The sequence below is a fragment of the Hyphomonas sp. genome (assembly GCF_022844445.1).
Taxonomy (GTDB): domain Bacteria; phylum Pseudomonadota; class Alphaproteobacteria; order Caulobacterales; family Hyphomonadaceae; genus Hyphomonas.
Genome location: NZ_JALHLS010000008.1, coordinates 66572 through 84011 on the forward strand (window position 1 = coordinate 66572; position 17440 = coordinate 84011).

The following is a 17440-nucleotide window of genomic DNA, read 5'->3' on the forward strand; positions in this document are numbered from 1 at the left end:
TCTATTGTTTTGTGCTGGGTCCACATGAACTGGCTGGCGCGGCCTGTGAAGGGGGCGAGCCGAAGATTCAGCTGCCGCTGCGACACTTGCAGGGCCGCGTTTAGGGTGCCATTGCGGATGGCAAAAGGGACGGAACCCGGATGACGAAGCTGAAAGTGGGCGTCGCAGGCGCAGGTGTTTTCGGAAACTACCATGCGCAGAAAGCCGCCGCATCGGCGCGGGCCGACCTGACAGGCATTTTCGATGTTGACCTTGGCCGGGCCGAAAGGCTGGCCGAGACATTCGGCGCCCGCGGCTTTGACGACTATGCCGCATTTCTCGAGGGATGTGACGCGGTTGTGATCGCGGTGCCGGCCACCTGGCACGAATCCCTCTCGCGACAGGCGATCGAGGCCAACCGGCATGTGCTTGTGGAAAAGCCGCTGGCGCTGTCTGGCGTTGCGGCGCGCGACCTTGCTGACGAAGCCGCCGCGCGCGGGCGCATCCTGCAGGTCGGTCACCAGGAGCGTTTCGTCGCGAAAGCGATGGGCGTGCTGGCAATCGAGGAAGTGCCGCTGCTGGTCGAGTCCGTGCGCTCGGGGCCGCCGGCACCGGGCGGGCGGGCAGGCGATGTCTCGGTGATCTGGGATCTGATGATCCATGACCTCGACCTTGCCGCCATGCTGCTGGGCCGTGAGTTCACGGGCGTCGAAGCAACAGGGCGCCGCGTGCACTCGCCCCACATCGACGAAGCGGAAGCGGTGTTCACCTATGCCAGCGGCGGCAAGGCAAAGCTGCGCGCAAGCCGCGCCGCAGAAATCCGTGAACGGACGATGCGCGTGGTTTACCCCTCCGGCGAGATCGACATCGATTTCCTCACGCGCAAGCTCAAGAACACGACGCCCTATGAAGTGCGCGTGGACATTGCGGCAGACCTTCCCGATCCGCTCGGCGCGGCGGACGAGGGCTTCTATGCCGCCTGCCTCGGTCTCGCGCGCAGCCCGGTGCCCGCGCATGGCACGGTCGCCGCCGTCGCGATGGCAGAGGCCGCAGAGGCCGCCGTTCTGGCAGGCGTGGACTGAGCCGCAACCCAATGCAGCTCATCCTTCGATGTCGCTCAGGATGAGCGCGGAGTTGTCGTGTGAGGGATGCTGAAGCTTAGCCCGCCGCCAGGTCGCGATAGACTACCCGCGCGCCTGTCCGCGTCTCGGTCTTGCTGACGAGCTTCACCAGTTCCTTCGCCACCGCTTCCGGTGTGGGCAGCGTCATCGGGTCTTCGCCCGGCATCGCTTCGGCGCGCATACCGGTGCGCACGGCGCCGGGGTCGAACAGGTTCACGCGCAGCGCCATTTTCTCGTTCTCGTCGGCCCAGGCTTTTACCAGCGCTTCGAGGCCAGCCTTGGAGGCCTGGTAAGGCCCCCAGAAAGCGCGCGGGCGCGGCACGACGCCGGATGTGACGAACACCGCACGCGGGGCGTCCGACTGGTGCAGCAGCGGGCCGAGCGCGCGGATCAGGTGGGCGTTCGCGGTCAGGTTCACCTGGATGGTTTCCTCGAGGCTGCGCGGGCCGGTTGTCTCCAGCGGGCCAAGCGTGCCGAGGAGGCCGGCATTGGCAACGAAGCCGTCGAGATGTCCGAACTTCTCTGTCAGCGCCTTGCCGAGCGTCTCGATACCCTTGGTGTCCTTCAGGTCCATCGGCACCAGCAGCGCCTCGGAGCCGAGCGCGCGGATCTCGTCGTCGAGCTTCTGCAGCGCGGCCTTGGAGCGGGCAACAGCGATCACGAGGTCACCCTGCCGGGCGAGTTCCAGCGCAGCGGCGCGGCCGATCCCGCGCGAGGCGCCGGTGACGAGAATGAGGCGGGGTGTCTGGGTCATGGCGCGCCTTTAGCGCGCGGCTCAGACGTCGTCCAGCAATGACAGCTGACGTTCCTTGTCGGCCTGGTCCTGCTGGTAGTCGACCAGCGGGGTCGGATACTCGCCGGTGAAACAGTGATCTGCAAATTGCGGGATCATACTGTTGCGCAGCGGCTCGCCGATCGCCTTGTATAGGCCGGGGACCGAGAGGAAACCGAGGCTTTCGACTTTCAGCTCGCGCACCATTTCCTCATGGGTATGGGTCGCGGCGAACAGCTCGGACTTGCCGGCCATGTCGATGCCGTAGAAATCCGGATTCAGGATCGGCGGGCTGGCAGAGCGGAAGTGGATCTCGCGGGCGCCGGCCTCGCGCACCATCTGCACGATCTTCTTCGACGTGTTGCCGCGCACGATGGAGTCGTCGACGAGGATCACGCGCTTGCCTTCGAGGGCGGCGCGGTTCGGGCTGTGCTTCTTCGAGATCGCGGTCTGGCGGCCGAGTTGTGTCGGCTGAATGAAGGTGCGCCCGACATAGTGGTTGCGGATGATCCCCATCTGGAACGGGATGCCGGACGCTTCGGAGAAGCCAAGCGCGGCCGGCACGCCGGAGTCCGGCACCGGCACGATCACGTCAGCATCGGCGGGCGTCTCGGCGGCCAGCTGGTGGCCCATCCGGCGGCGCACTTCGTAGACAGAGCGGCCCTGGATGAAACTGTCGGGGCGCGCGAAGTAGACATATTCGAACACGCAGGGGCTCGGCGGGCGCGGCGCGAAGGCGCGGAAACTCTCGAGGCCCTCGTCCGAAATGACGACGACTTCGCCATTCTCGATCTCGCGCACGAATTCGGCGCCGATGATGTCGAGCGCGCAGGTTTCCGAAGCGAGCACATAGGCGTTGCCAATGCGGCCCAGCACGAGCGGACGAAGGCCGATGGGGTCGCGCGCGCCGATCAGTTTCTTGCCGGTGATGCCGACGAGGGCGTAGCCGCCTTCAATCTGGTGCATCGCGTCGATCAGGCGGTCGACGAAGCGTTTCTTGGAGCTGCGCGCGACGAGGTGGAGAATCACCTCGGTGTCCATGGTGGACTGGAAGATGGCGCCGTCCTTGACCAGCTGCTGGCGCACCTGGCGCGCGTTGGTCAGGTTGCCATTGTGCGCGACGGCGAAGCCGCCGAGCGCGAGGTCGGCAAAGATCGGCTGGATGTTGCGAAGCATCGGCCGGCCCTGCGTGGAATACCGGTTGTGGCCGATGGCGGCGTGGCCGGGCAGGCGCTGGCGCAGATCGCCGCCAAAATGCTCGCCGACGAGGCCCATGTGGCGTTCGGAGTTGAAGCGCTTGCCGTCAAAACTGACGATGCCGCACGCTTCCTGGCCGCGGTGCTGGAGCGCATGGAGGCCGAGCGCCGTGAGGAGGCTCGCTTCCTTGTTCCCGAACACGCCAAAAACCCCGCACTCTTCGCGTGGCTTGTCGTCATCGTTGTCGAAATAGGCCATCGGAAGGTCCGACTCGCTTTGGGGCGCCGCTGCCCGAGGCGGGATATAGTTCGGTTTTTTCGGCTGTGAAAGGGCGCAGATGCGATCCTTTCTGCCGAAGGGCGGGGATTGGCCAACACGAGTCCCGTAAAGGACCAGTTTTCGCGCAGGAAGGGTCACTGGCATAGCGGCCCTCCTCGAGGCTGATGATCAGGCGGCCGTCAGGATAAGCGCCCAGCAGGTCCGACAGGGGCGCGCCGATCCCGATTCCAGTGTTGCCGGCGATGCCAGGCGTGTCCGCCCCGATGTTGCAGAGCTTGCCTTCGGCGCCGAAGTTTCCGGTGACCGTCTGGCCTGTTTCAAGGTTCACGGCCGCCTTGGCCTCGTCGGCGCCCTCAAGATTGCGCGTGGACCGTTCGACCGGCACTGTCTGCGCCCTGAGTTCGTCGAGGGGCATGCCGATGCGCCGGAACCGCATGGCTGGCACGGCTGCGTTGAACCGGGCAGGAACGGCGGGCTTTGCGCCGCTGATGCCGGACTCCGGTGTCGGTGTTGCGGCAGGGACCGTCACGCTGTCGCCGGTGTCGGGCTCGCCGCACGCGGAGGCATGCAGGGCTAGGGCGCCAGACGCCAGCACAATGGGAAATCGCTTGCGGGCCATCCGGCCCTCCCTGATGGCAGGCACGCCGCGCCGATGCTTTCAGGTAAACCCTGAAGGACGCCTCCGGTTCCCGGTCTACAGCATCCGCGAAGGGGTCAGCTTCGGATGTATGACCATCAGGTCGAACAACGACCGGGGCGCCACGTTGAGCAGGTCCTGAGGCTGCGGCGCCTCGCTCGCGGCATAGCCATACCAGTCGAGCCCGATGGGGGCTGCGCGCCAGTCGCGGACAGCCGCCGTATCCGGCAGCCGGGCAATGTCGAACCACGACGTAGTCTTGCTGACCGAGGCGAGGAGAGCATTCAGCGTCCCGGGCCGCGCGACGCGCTGGACGGCAACCTGGGGTGCGTCCGGCTTCAGCGTTTCGGCTGTCGGGATTGCGAGGAAGCTTGCTTCGGCAAAGTCTTGGATCAGCACGATATAGTCTGTGCCGAGGCGTTCGCGCAGCACGGCGCCGCTCGGCACATAGCCGGCGCTGTCACCGCCGGGGCGTCCGCCCGCGACGTGGGAGTTGTGCCCCCAGAAGACGGCCGGCTGGCCCTTGGCGAGCGTGATCGCATTCTCTCCCATGAACACGTCGCGGCGGCTCCAGTATTCCGGGGTGGCGCGGGTCATGTCGCCGTCGCTCGTCTCGTGCTCGAAGGCGTTCAATCCCTGCCAGGCGCGGCGCGCCGTGAAGGCGGCGTCCGGAAGTCCGGCGCTGTTCAGTTCTGCTTCCAGTGACCGGCAGGCCGACTCCGCAGCAAGGCGCTGGGCCGAGGTCAGCTGTTTCAGCATCAGGTCATGGCGTGCTGCGCGGGCGTCCGGCGTCAGGATCGGGGCGAGCGCGTCGGCGAGGGCTTCGGCGGCGCCCGAATTGACGGCAGCGAGGGCCGCCAGCGCATCGCCCGCATCCTGGCTGCTGGCCTGGCAGTCGACGCCGATCACGCGGACAGGGCGGTCGCCATTCACGGCGTTCCAGCCCCGCAGCCAGGAGAGCAGGTCAGCCATCACTTCGGTCTTCAGGATGCGGAAAACCGGGGCTTGGCGCACCGCATCTGCGGCGAGCAGGCCGGTCGGAGCAGCAGAGGCATAGGCATCGAGCTGAGCCGTGCCGGTGCGGTTGGCCTCCAGAAGTACGACGCGCAGGTCATGGTCCTGCACCAGCGCCTGGATCAGCGCGGACTTCAGCAGCGCATCTTCATGCGAACCATGGGTCGCTTCGCCGAGCCCGGCGATCCTCGCGCCAGCAAGGCGCGAGGCCAGGGAAGCGACGCCGGGGTCTTCCGGCGTCAGGCTGAAGATCGGCACAGCCGCCGCCGTCAGTGTGCCTGCCATCGATGGGGTGGCAGCCAGCTCCGGCTGGTCCTCGCCCGGCACCGAAGTCGCGCACGCGGAAACAATGGCCACAGAGGCAGACGCCAGCAGGAAATTGCGGCGCGACAGCGGGACGTGGCGATGCGTCAAGGTCATCCTCCCCTTCGAACGGGTGCAGCGGCCAGACTAACCCGGCCCGCCACGGCATCAAGGTCAGTCGCCTGAGGCGGGTGCGGGATCCGTGGCGCTGCGGCTCGCTTCCCGGGCTTCCCCCGTCACCGCGTCTGCAGCGCCGGCAAGGATCGGATAGCTGAAGCTATCCTGGATAAACGGCGGCACCCGGTCATCTTCCAGACCGACCGAAAGCAGGACTGCAAAGAAAACGAGCGCGACGCAGCCCCGGATCACGCCGAAGACGAGACCGGCAATATGGTCAAACAGGCCAATGTCGCCATTCGTCATGATAGATTTTGAAAGAGATTGTCCAAGCCAGGCGACAATAACGTAGACAATCAGGAAAGCGGAGACGACGAGAATAATGTCGGGCGCGAGGGGATGGCTGCCGGCCGGCAGCAGGTCTGCAACCGTGCCATGAAGGAATTTCCGCGCATAGTAGGCTGCCGCGAGCGCGCCGATGAAAGCGCCCAGTGTGGCGAGTTCGCGCAGGAAGCCGCGGGCAAACGCCATGAGTGCCGAAATGAGGATGATGCCGAGCGCGATGCCGTCAAAAGCAGAAATGTTTTCAAGCATTTGCGGCGTCCGGCGCGAGTAGATCCACAAGCGCGATAAGCCGTGCAATCGGGCTAACCGTCAAGCCGCCCTCTGCCGCTGGGCTGCTGTCCGGACCATAGGCGCGCTGGAATCCGAGACGCGCGGCTTCTTTCAGCCGCTGGTCCATCCTTGGCGCTGCCCGAACCGCCCCCGAGAGCGCAATTTCTCCAAAGAAAACACTGCGCGAGGGCACGGCATTACCGGAAAGCGACGACAGCAGGGCGGCAGCGGCGGCCAGATCGCCCGCCGGCTCGTTGATGCGGTAGCCGCCCGCGACCGAGAGGTAGACGTCCATACCGGCGAAATTGACGCCGCAGCGCGTTTCGAGCACGGCCATGATCATTGCAAGACGCCCGGAATCGAAGCCGATGACGCTGCGCCTTGGCGTGCCGAACGGGCTTTTCGCGACAAGGGCCTGAACCTCTGCCAGCACCGGGCGCGAGCCTTCCATCGCCGCGAACACCGCCGTACCGCCGCCGGGCTCGGCCTCGGCCGAGAGAAACAGGGCGGAGGGCTCCTTGGCCGGCGTAAGGCCGAGGGCGTGCATCTCGAAGATGCCGATCTCGTCAGTCGGCCCGAACCGGTTCTTCACGGCGCGCAGGATGCGGAACTGGTGGCCGCGCTCGCCTTCGAAATAGAAAACCGCGTCAACCATGTGCTCCACAACGCGCGGGCCGGCGATGGTGCCTTCTTTGGTGACGTGGCCGACCAGCACGAGCGCCGCGCCGGACTTCTTCGCCCAGCGGACCAGTTCCTGCGCGCAGGCGCGGACCTGCGCGACCGAGCCGGGCGCGGCTTCCAGAGCGTCGGACCAGAGTGTCTGGATCGAGTCGATCACCACGAAGCCGGGATTGGACTCCTTGAGCGCGGCGAGGATGCGCCGCAGGTCAGTCTCGGTCGCCAGTTGCACGGGCGAGTTCGCGACCTTCAGGCGCTTGGCGCGCTCCTGGATCTGGGCGGCGGCTTCCTCGCCGGAGACATAGACAGTCTTCACGCCGTTGCGGGCGAGGCGGGCGGCCGCCTGCAGAAGCAACGTGGACTTGCCGATGCCGGGATCGCCGCCGATCAGCGTGGCGGAGGACGGAACGATACCGCCGCCAAACACGCGGTCGAGCTCTTCGACGCCAATCACCACGCGGGGCGGCGTATCGACATCGGCGTTCAAGGCGATGAACTCGGTCTTGGGCCCGCGTTTCGCAGTGGGCGTCTTTTCGGCCTTCAAGGCGCCGGGCGGCGCGCTGACGGCTTCTTCCACCAGCGTATTCCACTCACCGCATGCCTCGCAGCGTCCCGCCCATTTGGCATGCACGGCGCCGCAGGACTGGCAGACGAAGGCGGATGTGGAGGCTTTGGCCATGGGGCAAGGGTTAGGCGGTTTCGCCGCGGGCTGGCAAGGGCGGGCGGGCAGGGGTAGAGGGGCAGGATGAAACACGTCGCGATCATTGGCGCGGGCCCTGCAGGGCTGATGGCGGCGGAGGCAGCGCTCAGCGCAGGTGCGTGCGTGGACATTTACGACGCGATGCCGAGCGCGGGGCGCAAGTTCCTGATGGCGGGCAAGAGCGGGCTCAACATCACCCATTCGGAAGATGAGGCCATGTTCCGCACGCGCTATCACGCGCCGGACCAGCGCCTCGCCGGAATGGTGGAGGTGTTCGGCCCGGCCGAGATCGTGAAATGGATGGCGGGGCTCGGCGTTGAGGCGCATGTCGGCTCGTCGGGCCGGGTGTTTCCTGGCGGCATGAAGGCCTCGCCGCTGCTGCGCCGCTGGCTCGCCCGGCTGGGGGAAACAGGCGCCCAGCTGCATACGCGCCATCGCTGGACGGGATGGAACGCGGACGGCGCGCTGACGTTCGAGACGATGACCGGTCGAGCCACGGCGAAGCCGGACAGTGTTGTGCTGGCGCTGGGCGGCGCGAGCTGGAAGCGGCTGGGGTCGGACGGGGCCTGGGCAGACATCCTCGCGAGGCGGGGCGTCGCGCTGGAGCCTTTTGCGCCGTCGAACTGCGGGTTCATCGTGTCCTGGTCGGACAGGATGCGCGCGCACGAAGGCGCGCCGGTCAAGTCAGTTGTCCTTTCCGTGCACGGACAATACGTGCGCGGGGATTTCGTCATCACGCGCGCCGGTATCGAGAGCGGTGCGGTCTACCCGCTGGCCGCCGCCCTGCGCCGCGACATCGCGGCAGACGGGCGCGCGGTCCTCACCATCGACCTTCTGCCGGAGGCGGACGAAGCGGCGCTCGCTGCCCGCCTCGCGGCAGCACATCCGAAGGATTCGCTGTCAAACCGTCTGCGCAAGGCGGTGAAAATCGACGGTGTGAAAGCCGCGCTGCTTCACGAAGTGACGAAGGGCGCCGCCCCGCGGGGGCCCGAAGCGCTTGCCCGCCTTCTCAAGGCGCTGCCCCTGACCCTCACAGGCACCGCGCCGCTGGACACCGCCATCTCGACCGCTGGCGGCGTCCCCTGGATTGCGCTGGACGACAGCCTGATGCTCAAAGCCCTGCCGGGCGCTTTTTGCGCCGGGGAAATGATCGCATGGGACGCGCCAACGGGCGGTTATCTCCTGACGGCGTGCCTCGCAACAGGGCGCGTAGCGGGGCGGGCGGCGTCGAGGCAGGCATAGCGCCGGCGGGGCGGCGCTTGCTCTGTAGCGCTGTGACGAGCGGGCGTTCCACCCGCTTGTAGAAGACCAGCGAAACGACAATGCAGCCGGCGGTCAGCAGCGCAGCCATCGCCCAGACACCGATGAGCAGGTTGAGTCCGGCTGCAACCACGACCTTTGACGCCAGCGCCAGCAGCGGGATGTGCAGCAGGTAAAGCGAGTAGGATGCGTCGCCTATGCTGACGAGGAACCGGGGCGCGCGGAAGTGGCCGCGATGTTCGAGGCCGGCCAGCCCGGTGATCAGCAGCGCTGCGCCGGCGCCGAGCGCAACCGTGCGCCAGCCGGCGCCGAACGGCCAGGCGCCGTAAACGTCAGATAGGCCGGCGCCGAAAAACGTCGCCGCGCCGGCCAGTACCGCCAGGATTGCGGCTGGGGAAGGCAGCTTCGTGTAGAGCCCGGCACCGGCCATGCCGGCAAAGAAGATGAAGTTATAGGGCGCAAACAGGAAGCCCAGCGGAAATTCGGTTTTCAGGACCGTCAATGCCAGCACGCAGCCCGCGAACCAGACCGACAGCACCGCAGCGCCAATCCGGGGCGACAGGATCAGCGTCGCGAACAGGACATAGAAAACCATTTCGTATTGCAGCGTCCAGGCGACTTCCAGGATCGCGGTTTCCTCAAGCGGCATGAGGCTGAGATTGGCCAGGACGCGCGATACTGTCAGGCCGCCTTCAGGTGCCAAAGCGGGAACGGCCAGGTAGGCCGCCACCAGGCCGAGCAGGATAAGCCAGTAGACCGGGTAGATCCGGGTGATGCGCCGCTCCGCAAAATTCATCAGGCGCTCAGGTTTCCCGAAATCCTTGGCGTGGGCATACACCATCAGGAAGCCTGACAACGCGAAGAAATACTCTACGCCCGCATAGCCCATGCCGGCAGCCATCGAGAGCGTCTCGCCCTCATAGATGCGCTGCGGCAGGTAAAATGCGTTGAGGTGAAAAATCACGACAGAGATGGCTGCAACGGCGCGCCCGGCCTGCAAGGAGGTCAACTGCGCGCGCGGCGAGGCTGCCATGGAAACACCGGTTATCCTGCTTCGTGCCAATCCGGGACAAGCACTGCAAGTCGCGCGCCTCAAGTTGTCGGTTAAAGGGCGCGATTGGCCCGCCTGTGCGGAAACATCGCCTGCCTGACCAATGCCCGCCGCACACTCTCACCGCGCCCGCCCCGATGGTCACCGCCATCTCGACCGCGGGCGGCGTGCCCCCGGGGCGCGCTCGGCGACGGCCTGATGCTCAATGCTCCGACGATCTTACTTGCACCGGGAAAATGATCGCGTGGGACGCGCCAATGGGCGGTTATCTCCTGACAGCGTGCCTCGCAAAAAGGGCGCGTGGCGGGGCACGCGGCTTCGCTCGTCAATTGAATGCGTCGTTGGCGTACCGAGCAAAAGCTGGCCGGGTCTGAAGTAGGTTATAATACCGCATCACATTGGGCAGGTCGATGCGCGCGATGGGTGTGTTGAGCCAGCGGTGGATGGCCAGGCCTACTGGAACGTCAGCCAGCGTAAACGCGTCGCACAGGTAGTCCGGACGGATTGCGAGCTGCGCATCGAGATCGCGCATCAAGCCATTCCATTCGTCCACGGACTTCTGAACTTCGACCGGATTGTCATAGCCGGGGCGTTTTCGCACGAGGGCTTGAACCGCGTAGCGCCAGGCCATGTTCAGATCAGATATCATCCAGTCCATCCACGCTTCGACCTCGGCGCGGCGGGCAGGGTCGGCCGGAAGCAATTCGCTGCCATGCTTTGACGCGATAAAGCGGCAAATAGCATTTGACTCGGTCAGCACCGTATTGCCGTCAATGACTACGGGTATCAGCGCTTTCGGATTGAGCGCAAGAAATTCCGCCTCACGCGTGGACCGGAAGCCGGCTCCCCAATCTTCCCGCTCAAACGCAATGCAAAGCTCATCGCATGTCCACAGAACCTTGCGCACGTTTATAGAACTCGCTCGGCCATAGACCCTAAGCATGCTTGTTACTGTCTTGTTTGACGGATTCATATTGCCGGCTGGATAGGCCCCTCGGCTCGTCCGTTCACGAACTGATCGACATAGGCGTTGCCGCTGTCGTACACGGCGGAGGCTGGCCCGCGCCAGATGATCTTGCCTTCGAACAGCATGGCGATTTCGTCAGCGATCTTGCGGGCGCTGGCCATGTCATGCGTGATTGAGACGGCCGCCGCGCCGAGGCCGCGCACCATTTCCACGATCAGGTCGTTGATCGCGTCGGCCGTAATCGGATCGAGGCCGGTGGTCGGCTCGTCGAAGAAGATCAGGTCCGGCTCCGAGATGATCGAGCGGGCAAGCGAGACGCGCTTCTGCATGCCGCCGGAGATCTCCGCCGGGTACAGGTTTGCAACGTCCGACCCCAGGCGCACTTTCTTGAGCGTTGCGATGGCGCGCTCTTTCGCGTCCTTGCGCTTCGTGCCTTCTGCATTGATCAGGCGGAAGGCGACGTTTTCCCAGACGGTCAGAGAGTCGAACAGCGCGCCGGACTGGAACAGCATGCCGATCCGCGCGCGCATCTTCTCGCGCGCCTTGCCGGTCGCCTTGGTCACGTCTTCGCCGTCGAAGAAGATCTTGCCCTTGTCCGGCGTCATCAGGCCGAGGGCATTCTTCAGCATCACCGACTTGCCGGAGCCCGACCCGCCGATGACCACGAGGCTCTGGCCCGGCGCAACATCGAGATCGACCCCGCGGAGAACCTGTTTCGTGCCGAAGGATTTCTCGACGCCTTCGAGTTTCAGCAGTGGTCCGCTCATAGCCCGATCTCCACAAAGAGTGTGGACAGCACGTAGTTGAAAGCGAGCACGAGCACCGCCGCGCCCACCATCGAGAGCGTCGCCGCGCGGCCGACCCCGGTGGCGCCGGCCTGGCTGCGGTCGCCCTGGTAGCAGCCCATGATGGCGATGATGGCGCCGAACAGCACGGCTTTGATCAGGCCAACAAGGATGTCGTCGCGCGTCACGAAGTCGATCGTGTTGCGCAGGTAGACGGTGGAGTCGAAGCCGAGGCCGTAGACGCTGACCAGCCATCCGCCCATCACGCCGATGATGTTGGCGGCGACGACCAGCAAAGGCAGCGTGAACACGGCGGCGAGGAAGCGCGGGGCGTAGAGATACCGGTAGCGCGAGGCCGACAGCGTCTCGAGCGCGTCGATCTGTTCGGTGACGCGCATGGCGCCGATCTCGGCGGCGATGCCGGCCGAGACGCGGCCCGCCAGCATCAGGCCGGTGATCACCGCGCCCAGCTCGCGCGAGATGCCGAGCACCACGATGTTGGGCACGAACTGTTCGGCGCCGTAGCGGCTGCCGCCTTCATAGATGTTGAGGGCGAGCGCGGCACCGATGAACACGGCAGAAAGGCCGACGACGGGCAGGGAGTAGAAACCGATGCGCACCATCTGGCGCAGGATTTCCCCGCCATACCAGCGAGGGGTGAAGGCGGCGCCTTTCACGCGGCCCGCGAACACGGCCAGCCGGCCGATCTCCGCGAACAGGCCGAGCGTGATTCGGCCGACGAACTGGAAAGGGTTTGCCATGATCGGCCTCAGCGATAGTTGCGTTGCACGCGCGGGCCAAGCCCTGTGAGCAGCTCATAGCCGAGCGTTCCGCACGCTGCAGCCTGTGCCTCCAGTTTGGCGTGCTCACCCAGAAATTCAACGTGCGCTCCGGGCTTTATGCCTTTCGGTCCGTCGGTGATGTCCAGAGTTACCAGATCCATAGAGATGCGCCCGGCAACCGGGCAGGGGACGCCGTCGATCCAGCCCTTGAGCTTGCCGGAACCAGCCCGCAGCAGGCCGTCTGCATAGCCAATGGCGCAGGTGGCCAGCAGCCGGTCTTCCGACAGCGAATAGGTCGCGCCATAGCCCACCGAGGTATCCTTGCGCCCCTTGAAGACGTTGATGATGGTCGATTCGAGCACAACCCCCGTCTTAAGGGTGACATTCGCGGGCGGCGTTGTGCCGCCATAGAGGGCGAGGCCCGGCCGGGTCAGGTCGAAACCATAACCCTTGCCGAGATAGCAGCCCGCCGAATTGGCAAGGCTTGCCGGCGTGTCCGGGAAGGTGTCGGCGACCTCCTCAAAGGCCCGGCGCTGCGCCGCGTTCATGGGGTTCTTCGGATCGTCCGCGCAAGCGAGGTGGCTCATCACCAGCACAGGCGCGAGACGGCGCAGGGCAGTTGCCTCGGTGTCGATCATCGCCAGAGGCAGGCCCAACCGGTTCATGCCCGTATCGACATGGATGGCGCAGGTACCGCGCGCCGCGGTGGACCAGAGCTTCAGGTGCAGCTCGCTGGAGAGCACGGCCGTCAGCTCTGCGTCCCGGTACGCCGCCACTTCGCCGCGCATCGGGCCGTTCAGCACGAAGATACGCGCGCCCTTGCCGACCGCCTTGCGCAGGGCCATGCCTTCTTCGAGGTAGGCAACGAAGAAGGTCTGGCAGCCGGCGATCTTCAGCGCGCGCGCCACCTTTGCCGCGCCGAGACCATAGGCATCCGCCTTCACGACAGCGGCGGTGGTCGCGCCCGGATGCAGGGCATCCAAAGTGCGCCAGTTGTCCACGATATTGGACGTCAGAACGGTCGCGCGGGGCATAAAGCTCATGCGATCAAGCGCTAGGCGAGATTGCGCCGGTTGTCATCACGGCTGTTTGCGCCCCTCGTGATGCGCAAGCCAGGCCGAGCCCTTCATGTTCCAGACCGGCGTGAAGAAAACCATCCACAGGATCAGCGCGATCATGCCGCCGGCGGGTACGACAGCGATCTTCTCCGGGCCGAACAGATCCACCAACGCGCCCATCAGCGCGGCGCCGAACGGGGCGCCTGCCATGAAGCCCAGCTGGTAGATCGACAGCACCCGGGCGAGCTTCGCCTTGGGTGCAGAGTCCTGCACGATAGAGCGGCTCATCGCGATCGAGATGCCCGCCGCAAGGCCCCAGACGAAGACGATAGCGAGGAAGAACCAGTGCGGCACGCTGCCCATCATCATCAGGATGCTGGCGGAGGCCACGAACTGCGCGATCAGCAGCAGGCGGCCCTGGCGCTTGATGCGCTTGAACACCGCCAGTACGGCGGAGGAGACGAATGCACCCATCCAGAAGGTCACGAACATGTCCCGGATGCCGGACGAGCCGAAATGGTAGACGTCGCGGTTGATGATCGGCAGCACCACGAGGAACGAGCCGATGACGAAAACGCCGACGCCGAACATCAGCGTCGTCATCGCCCAAAGCTTTGGCTCGGCCCGCACGGCGCGCAGGCCGTCCAGGATGTCGCCGAAGGTGGAGCCCGGCCCTTGCCGCGTCGGGCGCACCGGACGCCCTTTCGCCAGCATCAGGGCGAAGCCGGCGCCGCTGATCAGGACGATGCCTTGCAGAGCCAGAAGGGTTTCCGCCGAGATCGGTCCGATGCTGAACCCGCCCAGCCAGGAGGGCATCTTCGTCGCCCGGTCGGCATAGCCGGCGAGGATGAGGCCCGCGATCTGCGCCAGGAACTGCGCCATGGTGGCGAGGGTCACACCCAGTTGCAGCGTCACGCCGGAGCCGACCCGGCGGCGGCGGTCCACGACCTCATTTACGATGGAATCGCGCGCAGGCATCATGAAGGCGCCGATGGTGCCGATGGTCAGCGCATAGAAGATCATCGCCGCATAGGTCAGCTCGCCCGGCTCGACATAGAAGGCCAGCAGCATCGGCGGGGTCGCCGCCAGAAGGTGCAAAAGCACCAGCAGCCGCCGCCCATCCGCGCGCTCGGCCACCACGCCGCCGATCAGAAGGAAGATCACCGAGGGCAGGGACAGCGCCATGTTGGCAAGGCCGAGGGCAAGGCCGTCCATGTTGAGATGGTCGCGGCCGGTGATCAGGTATGGGAACAGCACCAGCTGAAGGCCGAAGGCGAGGAACCAGCTGCACTGCACGGCCAGGTAGCCCGGCAGCTCAATCTTGACGACGCGCCGCAGGCGCTTGGCGCGCCAATGCGTGGCGCTGACAAGAAAGCTCGCGCCCGCGCCCAGGGCTTCACTCAGGCCGCTGACGGGCGACGTCACGCTTTCGGACGCTTCCTCGGCCATTTCGTCGACAATCTTTTCGATGTCGCCGTTCATACGCTTTACGCTCCCGCCACCAAGGCGGGACATTAGGGAGGCGAGGTACGGAAGGAAAGGGGCGAGGCCTGCAAGCGCCTGTTTCAGGCGGCGGGTGGCGCGCCGTTTCAGCTGGGTGGCAAGGCCTTGCAAGCTGCGCCGTCGAACAGCGCGGATTGCACTTTTCGCATCATGTCGCTGGCACCGGCTGGATCTCGGTTCGTCAGGATTGTGACTGTGATCTGGTCGGCCGGGAAGGTTCTGCTTTCCGTGTTGACGCCGACAGCGCCGCCATTGTGGCCGATCCAGGCGTGGTCCTTGTAGCTGCCCAGCGCGAACCCGAGCCCATAATAGTGTGCCGGCCGACCGTCCTTTTCCGCGACGGACAGGATCTGAGGCGATGTCATGGCGTCCCGCATTTCGGGGCTGGTCAGTTTCCCGGCCAACAGCGCTTCGAAGAACCGGTTCATGTCGAGTGCGCTGCTGTAGCTGCCGCCTGCAGACGTTCCATAAAGAGAGGCTTCAGTCGCGGGTCTTAGCGGCCCAGCAGGCAGCATTGGAGGCCCGGAGGGTGACAGACCAGGAGGCGGAGGACCATCGGGGCGGGGGGGCTGTCCCGGTCCTTGACCCGGCAACCCGCCCGGAGGCAGGGGTGGGAGCTCCGGCAGGGTCGTCATCCCGATGGCGCGCACGTCCAGAGCAGCAGGGTCGAGCCCTGAATTCAGCATCCCGGCCGGCGCGAACACATGCTGGTCGAGATAGTCGCCAAACGGCTGCCCGGACACCGTTTCGACCATGAGGCCCAGCAATAGGAATCCCGAGTTTGAATACTCGAACCGCGCGCCGGGTTCGAAAGCGGGCTTGTCGTTTGCGACCAATGGAAACAAGTGGCTGAGGCCTTTCGCAGCCTGCATCGCCGGCAAGTTTTCAGGCACGAAAAAGTTCCCGAGGCCCCCGCTATGGGTGAGCAATTGCCGAACCGTCACGTCTGCCGCTTCTGGCGTCAGACCCTTCACGTAACTCCCGATCGGATCGTCCAAGCTGATCTTTTTGGCGTCGACCAACTGCGCCACTGCAACGGCGGTAAACATCTTTCCGGCGGAGCCCAGGTTGAACGAGGTTTCAGGCGCTGTGTTCCAGCTGTCCGGTCCCGCCAAATGTCCTTGGGCGTGGGTCTTCGTTTTTCCGGCTCTGGATACCGCGATGACGCCGGACAGGTTCATTCTGCTTGCTTCGGCCGCGATGCAGCTCATCACAGGATCGCTGTCAGCTGAAGCGGCGATGCCCGCGCTGGTGCACCCGCTCAGAGCGGCCAGCGTAAACAGGACGGCCGTCGAAGTGTGGCTAAGCTTCACTTTGGTGTCTCCCGAGGTTGAGAGGCCACATTGGGCTATCGCCAACTTCAAATTCTATGTCCAATATTGAACTAGATACGGATGGGCTGATCGCAAAGAAGGTTGAGGATGAAGGATCGCATCATCGTGGACAGCCAAGCCGCAGCGGCGGTCTTTGCTTCGGAGCGGCAGCGAAAGATTATTCAGGCCCTTATGGCGGCCCGCCTGACGCTCGTCGCCCTTTCAGGTGTGGTCGCGCTGCCACTCAGCCTGGTGCACTATCACGTCTCCAAATTGATGCGCCTGGGCTTGATCGAAGTTGTTGAAGAGCAGCGACGCGCCGGCCGAGCGCAAAAGGTGTATTGCGCGGCGGCGAAAGAGTTCGTCGTGCCGGCGGAACTCATTGTCGAGCTCCCGGGAACCGGTCTCGCCCAGCAAATGCGCGAAGCGCTTGACCGGCACCTCGCGCGATCTCTGGTTGGAGTGAGTTTCACACATGACGGTCAGCGACCGCGGGCGAACCTTCTCAAAGACCCTGCGCAGACCGGTGCTGCCTTGGAACTTTGGCTGGACATGGGCCTGCGTGCGTCAGACGCTGCGGAACTCGCCTTGGAGATGCAGGCGCTCGCCGATCGCTTTCGAGCCCGCGGCGACAATTTGCAGCCGCGGTATCTGGTTCAACTGGTAGCGGTACGGGTGTGATGCAGACACGGGAGAATTCCGGCGAAACGCCTTCGCTTGCTTCGATGGGGGCCTGCCAGTAGGTTAGCAGAAGAAGCGCCGTGGAGGAGGCATCTGTCATGATTGCATTCCGCCTTGTCGCAAGCTGGGTCTTGGCCGTCGCGCTCGTCGCGTTCTTTTTGCACGTGACGCTTCATCCTTGGCCGAACCCTGTGCCGGGCTATGTGAAGTTTTACGATGCACCGGGTGAAAACCTTTTGTTTTCAGCCCTTTCTGCAAGCACTGGCGTTTCCTTGTTCGAGCCCGCCGGACGGTTCGCGTCCGGCGTTCTTGAACTCATTGCCGGCCTGCTGATCCTGCTTCCCGCGAGCCGGCGGGTCGGGGCAGGCTTCGCGGCCCTTCTGCTGGGCACAGGCGTTGGCCTCCACCTGTCTCCTTGGCTCAGCCGCGAGTTGCCTTTGCCGGAAGGCGGCACGGACGGGGGCGCCCATTTCCTCGTCTATGTCATTTTCCTTGCGCTCAGCATTCTCCTGCTGGTCGTGCATCCCCGGGAACGCAGCCGGCACTAAGCGCCTCCAAGCCCTGAAAGTGCTGAAAAATTAAGGCCGATCCACGTCTCGTTAACGCTTCTGAGCGAGATTCTGCGGAT

General features: G+C 65.0%; 17 protein-coding genes and 1 pseudogene. 5 read left to right on the plus strand and 13 right to left on the minus strand.

The genetic code is table 11. The features are described from left to right. Positions 1–140 precede the first annotated feature (140 nt). A complete protein-coding gene (locus Q0C17_RS10680; RefSeq protein WP_291205655.1) occupies positions 141–1061 on the plus strand; it encodes a Gfo/Idh/MocA family oxidoreductase in 921 nt (306 codons plus the stop codon). Positions 1062–1137: 76 nt separating this feature from the next. Here Q0C17_RS10680 and Q0C17_RS10685 read toward each other — a convergent pair whose 3' ends face one another. The 6 genes from Q0C17_RS10685 to radA form a co-directional block, all read right to left on the minus strand. After that, positions 1138–1854 (minus strand): SDR family NAD(P)-dependent oxidoreductase, encoded by a 717-nt coding sequence (locus Q0C17_RS10685; protein WP_291205657.1) that lies wholly within the window; start codon positions 1852–1854, stop codon positions 1138–1140. Between the two features lie 21 nt (positions 1855–1875). After that, positions 1876–3327 carry an amidophosphoribosyltransferase gene (purF, locus tag Q0C17_RS10690; protein WP_291205659.1) on the minus strand — a complete coding sequence of 484 codons (1452 nt, stop codon included), beginning with the start codon at positions 3325–3327 and terminating at the stop codon, positions 1876–1878. Then, positions 3305–3967, minus strand: coding sequence for a hypothetical protein (locus Q0C17_RS10695; RefSeq protein ID WP_291205662.1), 663 nt, complete (start codon positions 3965–3967; stop codon positions 3305–3307). The genes purF and Q0C17_RS10695 overlap by 23 nt, the downstream gene beginning before the upstream one ends. Before the next feature lie 75 nt (positions 3968–4042). Continuing rightward, entirely contained in the window at positions 4043–5413 is a 1371-nt protein-coding gene (locus tag Q0C17_RS10700) for an erythromycin esterase family protein (protein ID WP_291205665.1), read from the minus strand. Between the two features lie 63 nt (positions 5414–5476). Then, positions 5477–6013, minus strand: a complete 537-nt coding sequence (locus tag Q0C17_RS10705; protein WP_291205668.1) for a CvpA family protein — start codon at positions 6011–6013, stop codon at positions 5477–5479. Next, positions 6006–7391, minus strand: coding sequence for a DNA repair protein RadA (radA, locus tag Q0C17_RS10710; protein ID WP_291205671.1), 1386 nt, complete (start codon positions 7389–7391; stop codon positions 6006–6008). Before radA ends, Q0C17_RS10705 begins: the two co-directional genes overlap by 8 nt. Positions 7392–7457: 66 nt before the next feature. Between radA and Q0C17_RS10715 the strand changes: the two genes are divergently transcribed. Further along, positions 7458–8654 (plus strand): TIGR03862 family flavoprotein, encoded by a 1197-nt coding sequence (locus Q0C17_RS10715; RefSeq protein ID WP_291205674.1) that lies wholly within the window; start codon positions 7458–7460, stop codon positions 8652–8654. 70 nt (positions 8655–8724) lie between these two features. Here Q0C17_RS10715 and Q0C17_RS10720 read toward each other — a convergent pair. Next, positions 8725–9705: pseudogene (locus Q0C17_RS10720) on the minus strand (acyltransferase); the annotation flags it as partial. Between the two features lie 95 nt (positions 9706–9800). On the opposite strand from Q0C17_RS10720, the gene Q0C17_RS18180 reads away from it, so the two are divergent. Further along, the gene (locus tag Q0C17_RS18180; RefSeq protein WP_366914806.1) at positions 9801–10097 is read left to right on the plus strand and encodes an NAD(P)/FAD-dependent oxidoreductase; all 297 of its coding nucleotides are present in this window, start codon (positions 9801–9803) and stop codon (positions 10095–10097) included. Here Q0C17_RS18180 and Q0C17_RS10725 read toward each other — a convergent pair. From Q0C17_RS10725 to Q0C17_RS10750, 6 genes are all read right to left on the minus strand, one after another. Beyond that, complete coding sequence (locus Q0C17_RS10725; protein WP_366914807.1) at positions 10049–10696, minus strand: glutathione S-transferase; 648 nt, start codon at positions 10694–10696, stop codon at positions 10049–10051. The genes Q0C17_RS18180 and Q0C17_RS10725 overlap by 49 nt on opposite strands. Beyond that, positions 10693–11457, minus strand: coding sequence for an ATP-binding cassette domain-containing protein (locus Q0C17_RS10730; RefSeq protein ID WP_291205681.1), 765 nt, complete (start codon positions 11455–11457; stop codon positions 10693–10695). Before Q0C17_RS10730 ends, Q0C17_RS10725 begins: the two co-directional genes overlap by 4 nt. After that, on the minus strand, positions 11454–12236 hold the full coding sequence (locus tag Q0C17_RS10735) for an ABC transporter permease (protein WP_291205684.1): 783 nt from the start codon (positions 12234–12236) through the stop codon (positions 11454–11456). Before Q0C17_RS10735 ends, Q0C17_RS10730 begins: the two co-directional genes overlap by 4 nt. An 8-nt stretch (positions 12237–12244) precedes the next feature. Then, on the minus strand, positions 12245–13300 hold the full coding sequence (gene alr / locus Q0C17_RS10740) for an alanine racemase (protein ID WP_291205687.1): 1056 nt from the start codon (positions 13298–13300) through the stop codon (positions 12245–12247). A 36-nt stretch (positions 13301–13336) separates the two neighbouring features. Further along, positions 13337–14797, minus strand: coding sequence for an MFS transporter (locus tag Q0C17_RS10745; RefSeq protein ID WP_291205690.1), 1461 nt, complete (start codon positions 14795–14797; stop codon positions 13337–13339). Between the two features lie 107 nt (positions 14798–14904). Beyond that, positions 14905–16131: a serine hydrolase domain-containing protein gene (locus Q0C17_RS10750; RefSeq protein WP_291205693.1), complete on the minus strand. Its 1227-nt coding sequence runs from the start codon at positions 16129–16131 to the stop codon at positions 14905–14907. 108 nt (positions 16132–16239) lie between these two features. Here Q0C17_RS10750 and Q0C17_RS10755 point away from each other — a divergent pair, with 108 nt between their 5' ends. Together Q0C17_RS10755 and Q0C17_RS10760 are read left to right on the plus strand one after the other, a co-directional pair. Then, positions 16240–16812, plus strand: a complete 573-nt coding sequence (locus tag Q0C17_RS10755; RefSeq protein ID WP_291205696.1) for a winged helix-turn-helix domain-containing protein — start codon at positions 16240–16242, stop codon at positions 16810–16812. Between the two features lie 98 nt (positions 16813–16910). Then, on the plus strand, positions 16911–17360 hold the full coding sequence (locus tag Q0C17_RS10760) for a hypothetical protein (RefSeq protein WP_291205699.1): 450 nt from the start codon (positions 16911–16913) through the stop codon (positions 17358–17360). The last annotated feature ends 80 nt before the right edge of the window (positions 17361–17440 follow it).

What these genes read in the sequence shown, in the direction of transcription:
- Q0C17_RS10680 (WP_291205655.1), top strand. Translation starts at nt 141, where the DNA reads ATGACGAAGCTGAAAGTGGGCGTCGCAGGCGCAGGTGTTTTCGGAAAC.
- alr (WP_291205687.1), bottom strand. Translation starts at nt 13,300, where the DNA reads ATGAGCTTTATGCCCCGCGCGACCGTTCTGACGTCCAATATCGTGGAC.
- Q0C17_RS10695 (WP_291205662.1), bottom strand. Translation starts at nt 3,967, where the DNA reads ATGGCCCGCAAGCGATTTCCCATTGTGCTGGCGTCTGGCGCCCTAGCC.
- Q0C17_RS10705 (WP_291205668.1), bottom strand. Translation starts at nt 6,013, where the DNA reads ATGCTTGAAAACATTTCTGCTTTTGACGGCATCGCGCTCGGCATCATC.
- Q0C17_RS10735 (WP_291205684.1), bottom strand. Translation starts at nt 12,236, where the DNA reads ATGGCAAACCCTTTCCAGTTCGTCGGCCGAATCACGCTCGGCCTGTTC.
- Q0C17_RS10760 (WP_291205699.1), top strand. Translation starts at nt 16,911, where the DNA reads ATGATTGCATTCCGCCTTGTCGCAAGCTGGGTCTTGGCCGTCGCGCTC.
- Q0C17_RS10730 (WP_291205681.1), bottom strand. Translation starts at nt 11,457, where the DNA reads ATGAGCGGACCACTGCTGAAACTCGAAGGCGTCGAGAAATCCTTCGGC.
- Q0C17_RS10715 (WP_291205674.1), top strand. Translation starts at nt 7,458, where the DNA reads ATGAAACACGTCGCGATCATTGGCGCGGGCCCTGCAGGGCTGATGGCG.
- purF (WP_291205659.1), bottom strand. Translation starts at nt 3,327, where the DNA reads ATGGCCTATTTCGACAACGATGACGACAAGCCACGCGAAGAGTGCGGG.
- radA (WP_291205671.1), bottom strand. Translation starts at nt 7,391, where the DNA reads ATGGCCAAAGCCTCCACATCCGCCTTCGTCTGCCAGTCCTGCGGCGCC.
- Q0C17_RS10745 (WP_291205690.1), bottom strand. Translation starts at nt 14,797, where the DNA reads ATGAACGGCGACATCGAAAAGATTGTCGACGAAATGGCCGAGGAAGCG.
- Q0C17_RS10685 (WP_291205657.1), bottom strand. Translation starts at nt 1,854, where the DNA reads ATGACCCAGACACCCCGCCTCATTCTCGTCACCGGCGCCTCGCGCGGG.
- Q0C17_RS10755 (WP_291205696.1), top strand. Translation starts at nt 16,240, where the DNA reads ATGAAGGATCGCATCATCGTGGACAGCCAAGCCGCAGCGGCGGTCTTT.
- Q0C17_RS10725 (WP_366914807.1), bottom strand. Translation starts at nt 10,696, where the DNA reads ATGAATCCGTCAAACAAGACAGTAACAAGCATGCTTAGGGTCTATGGC.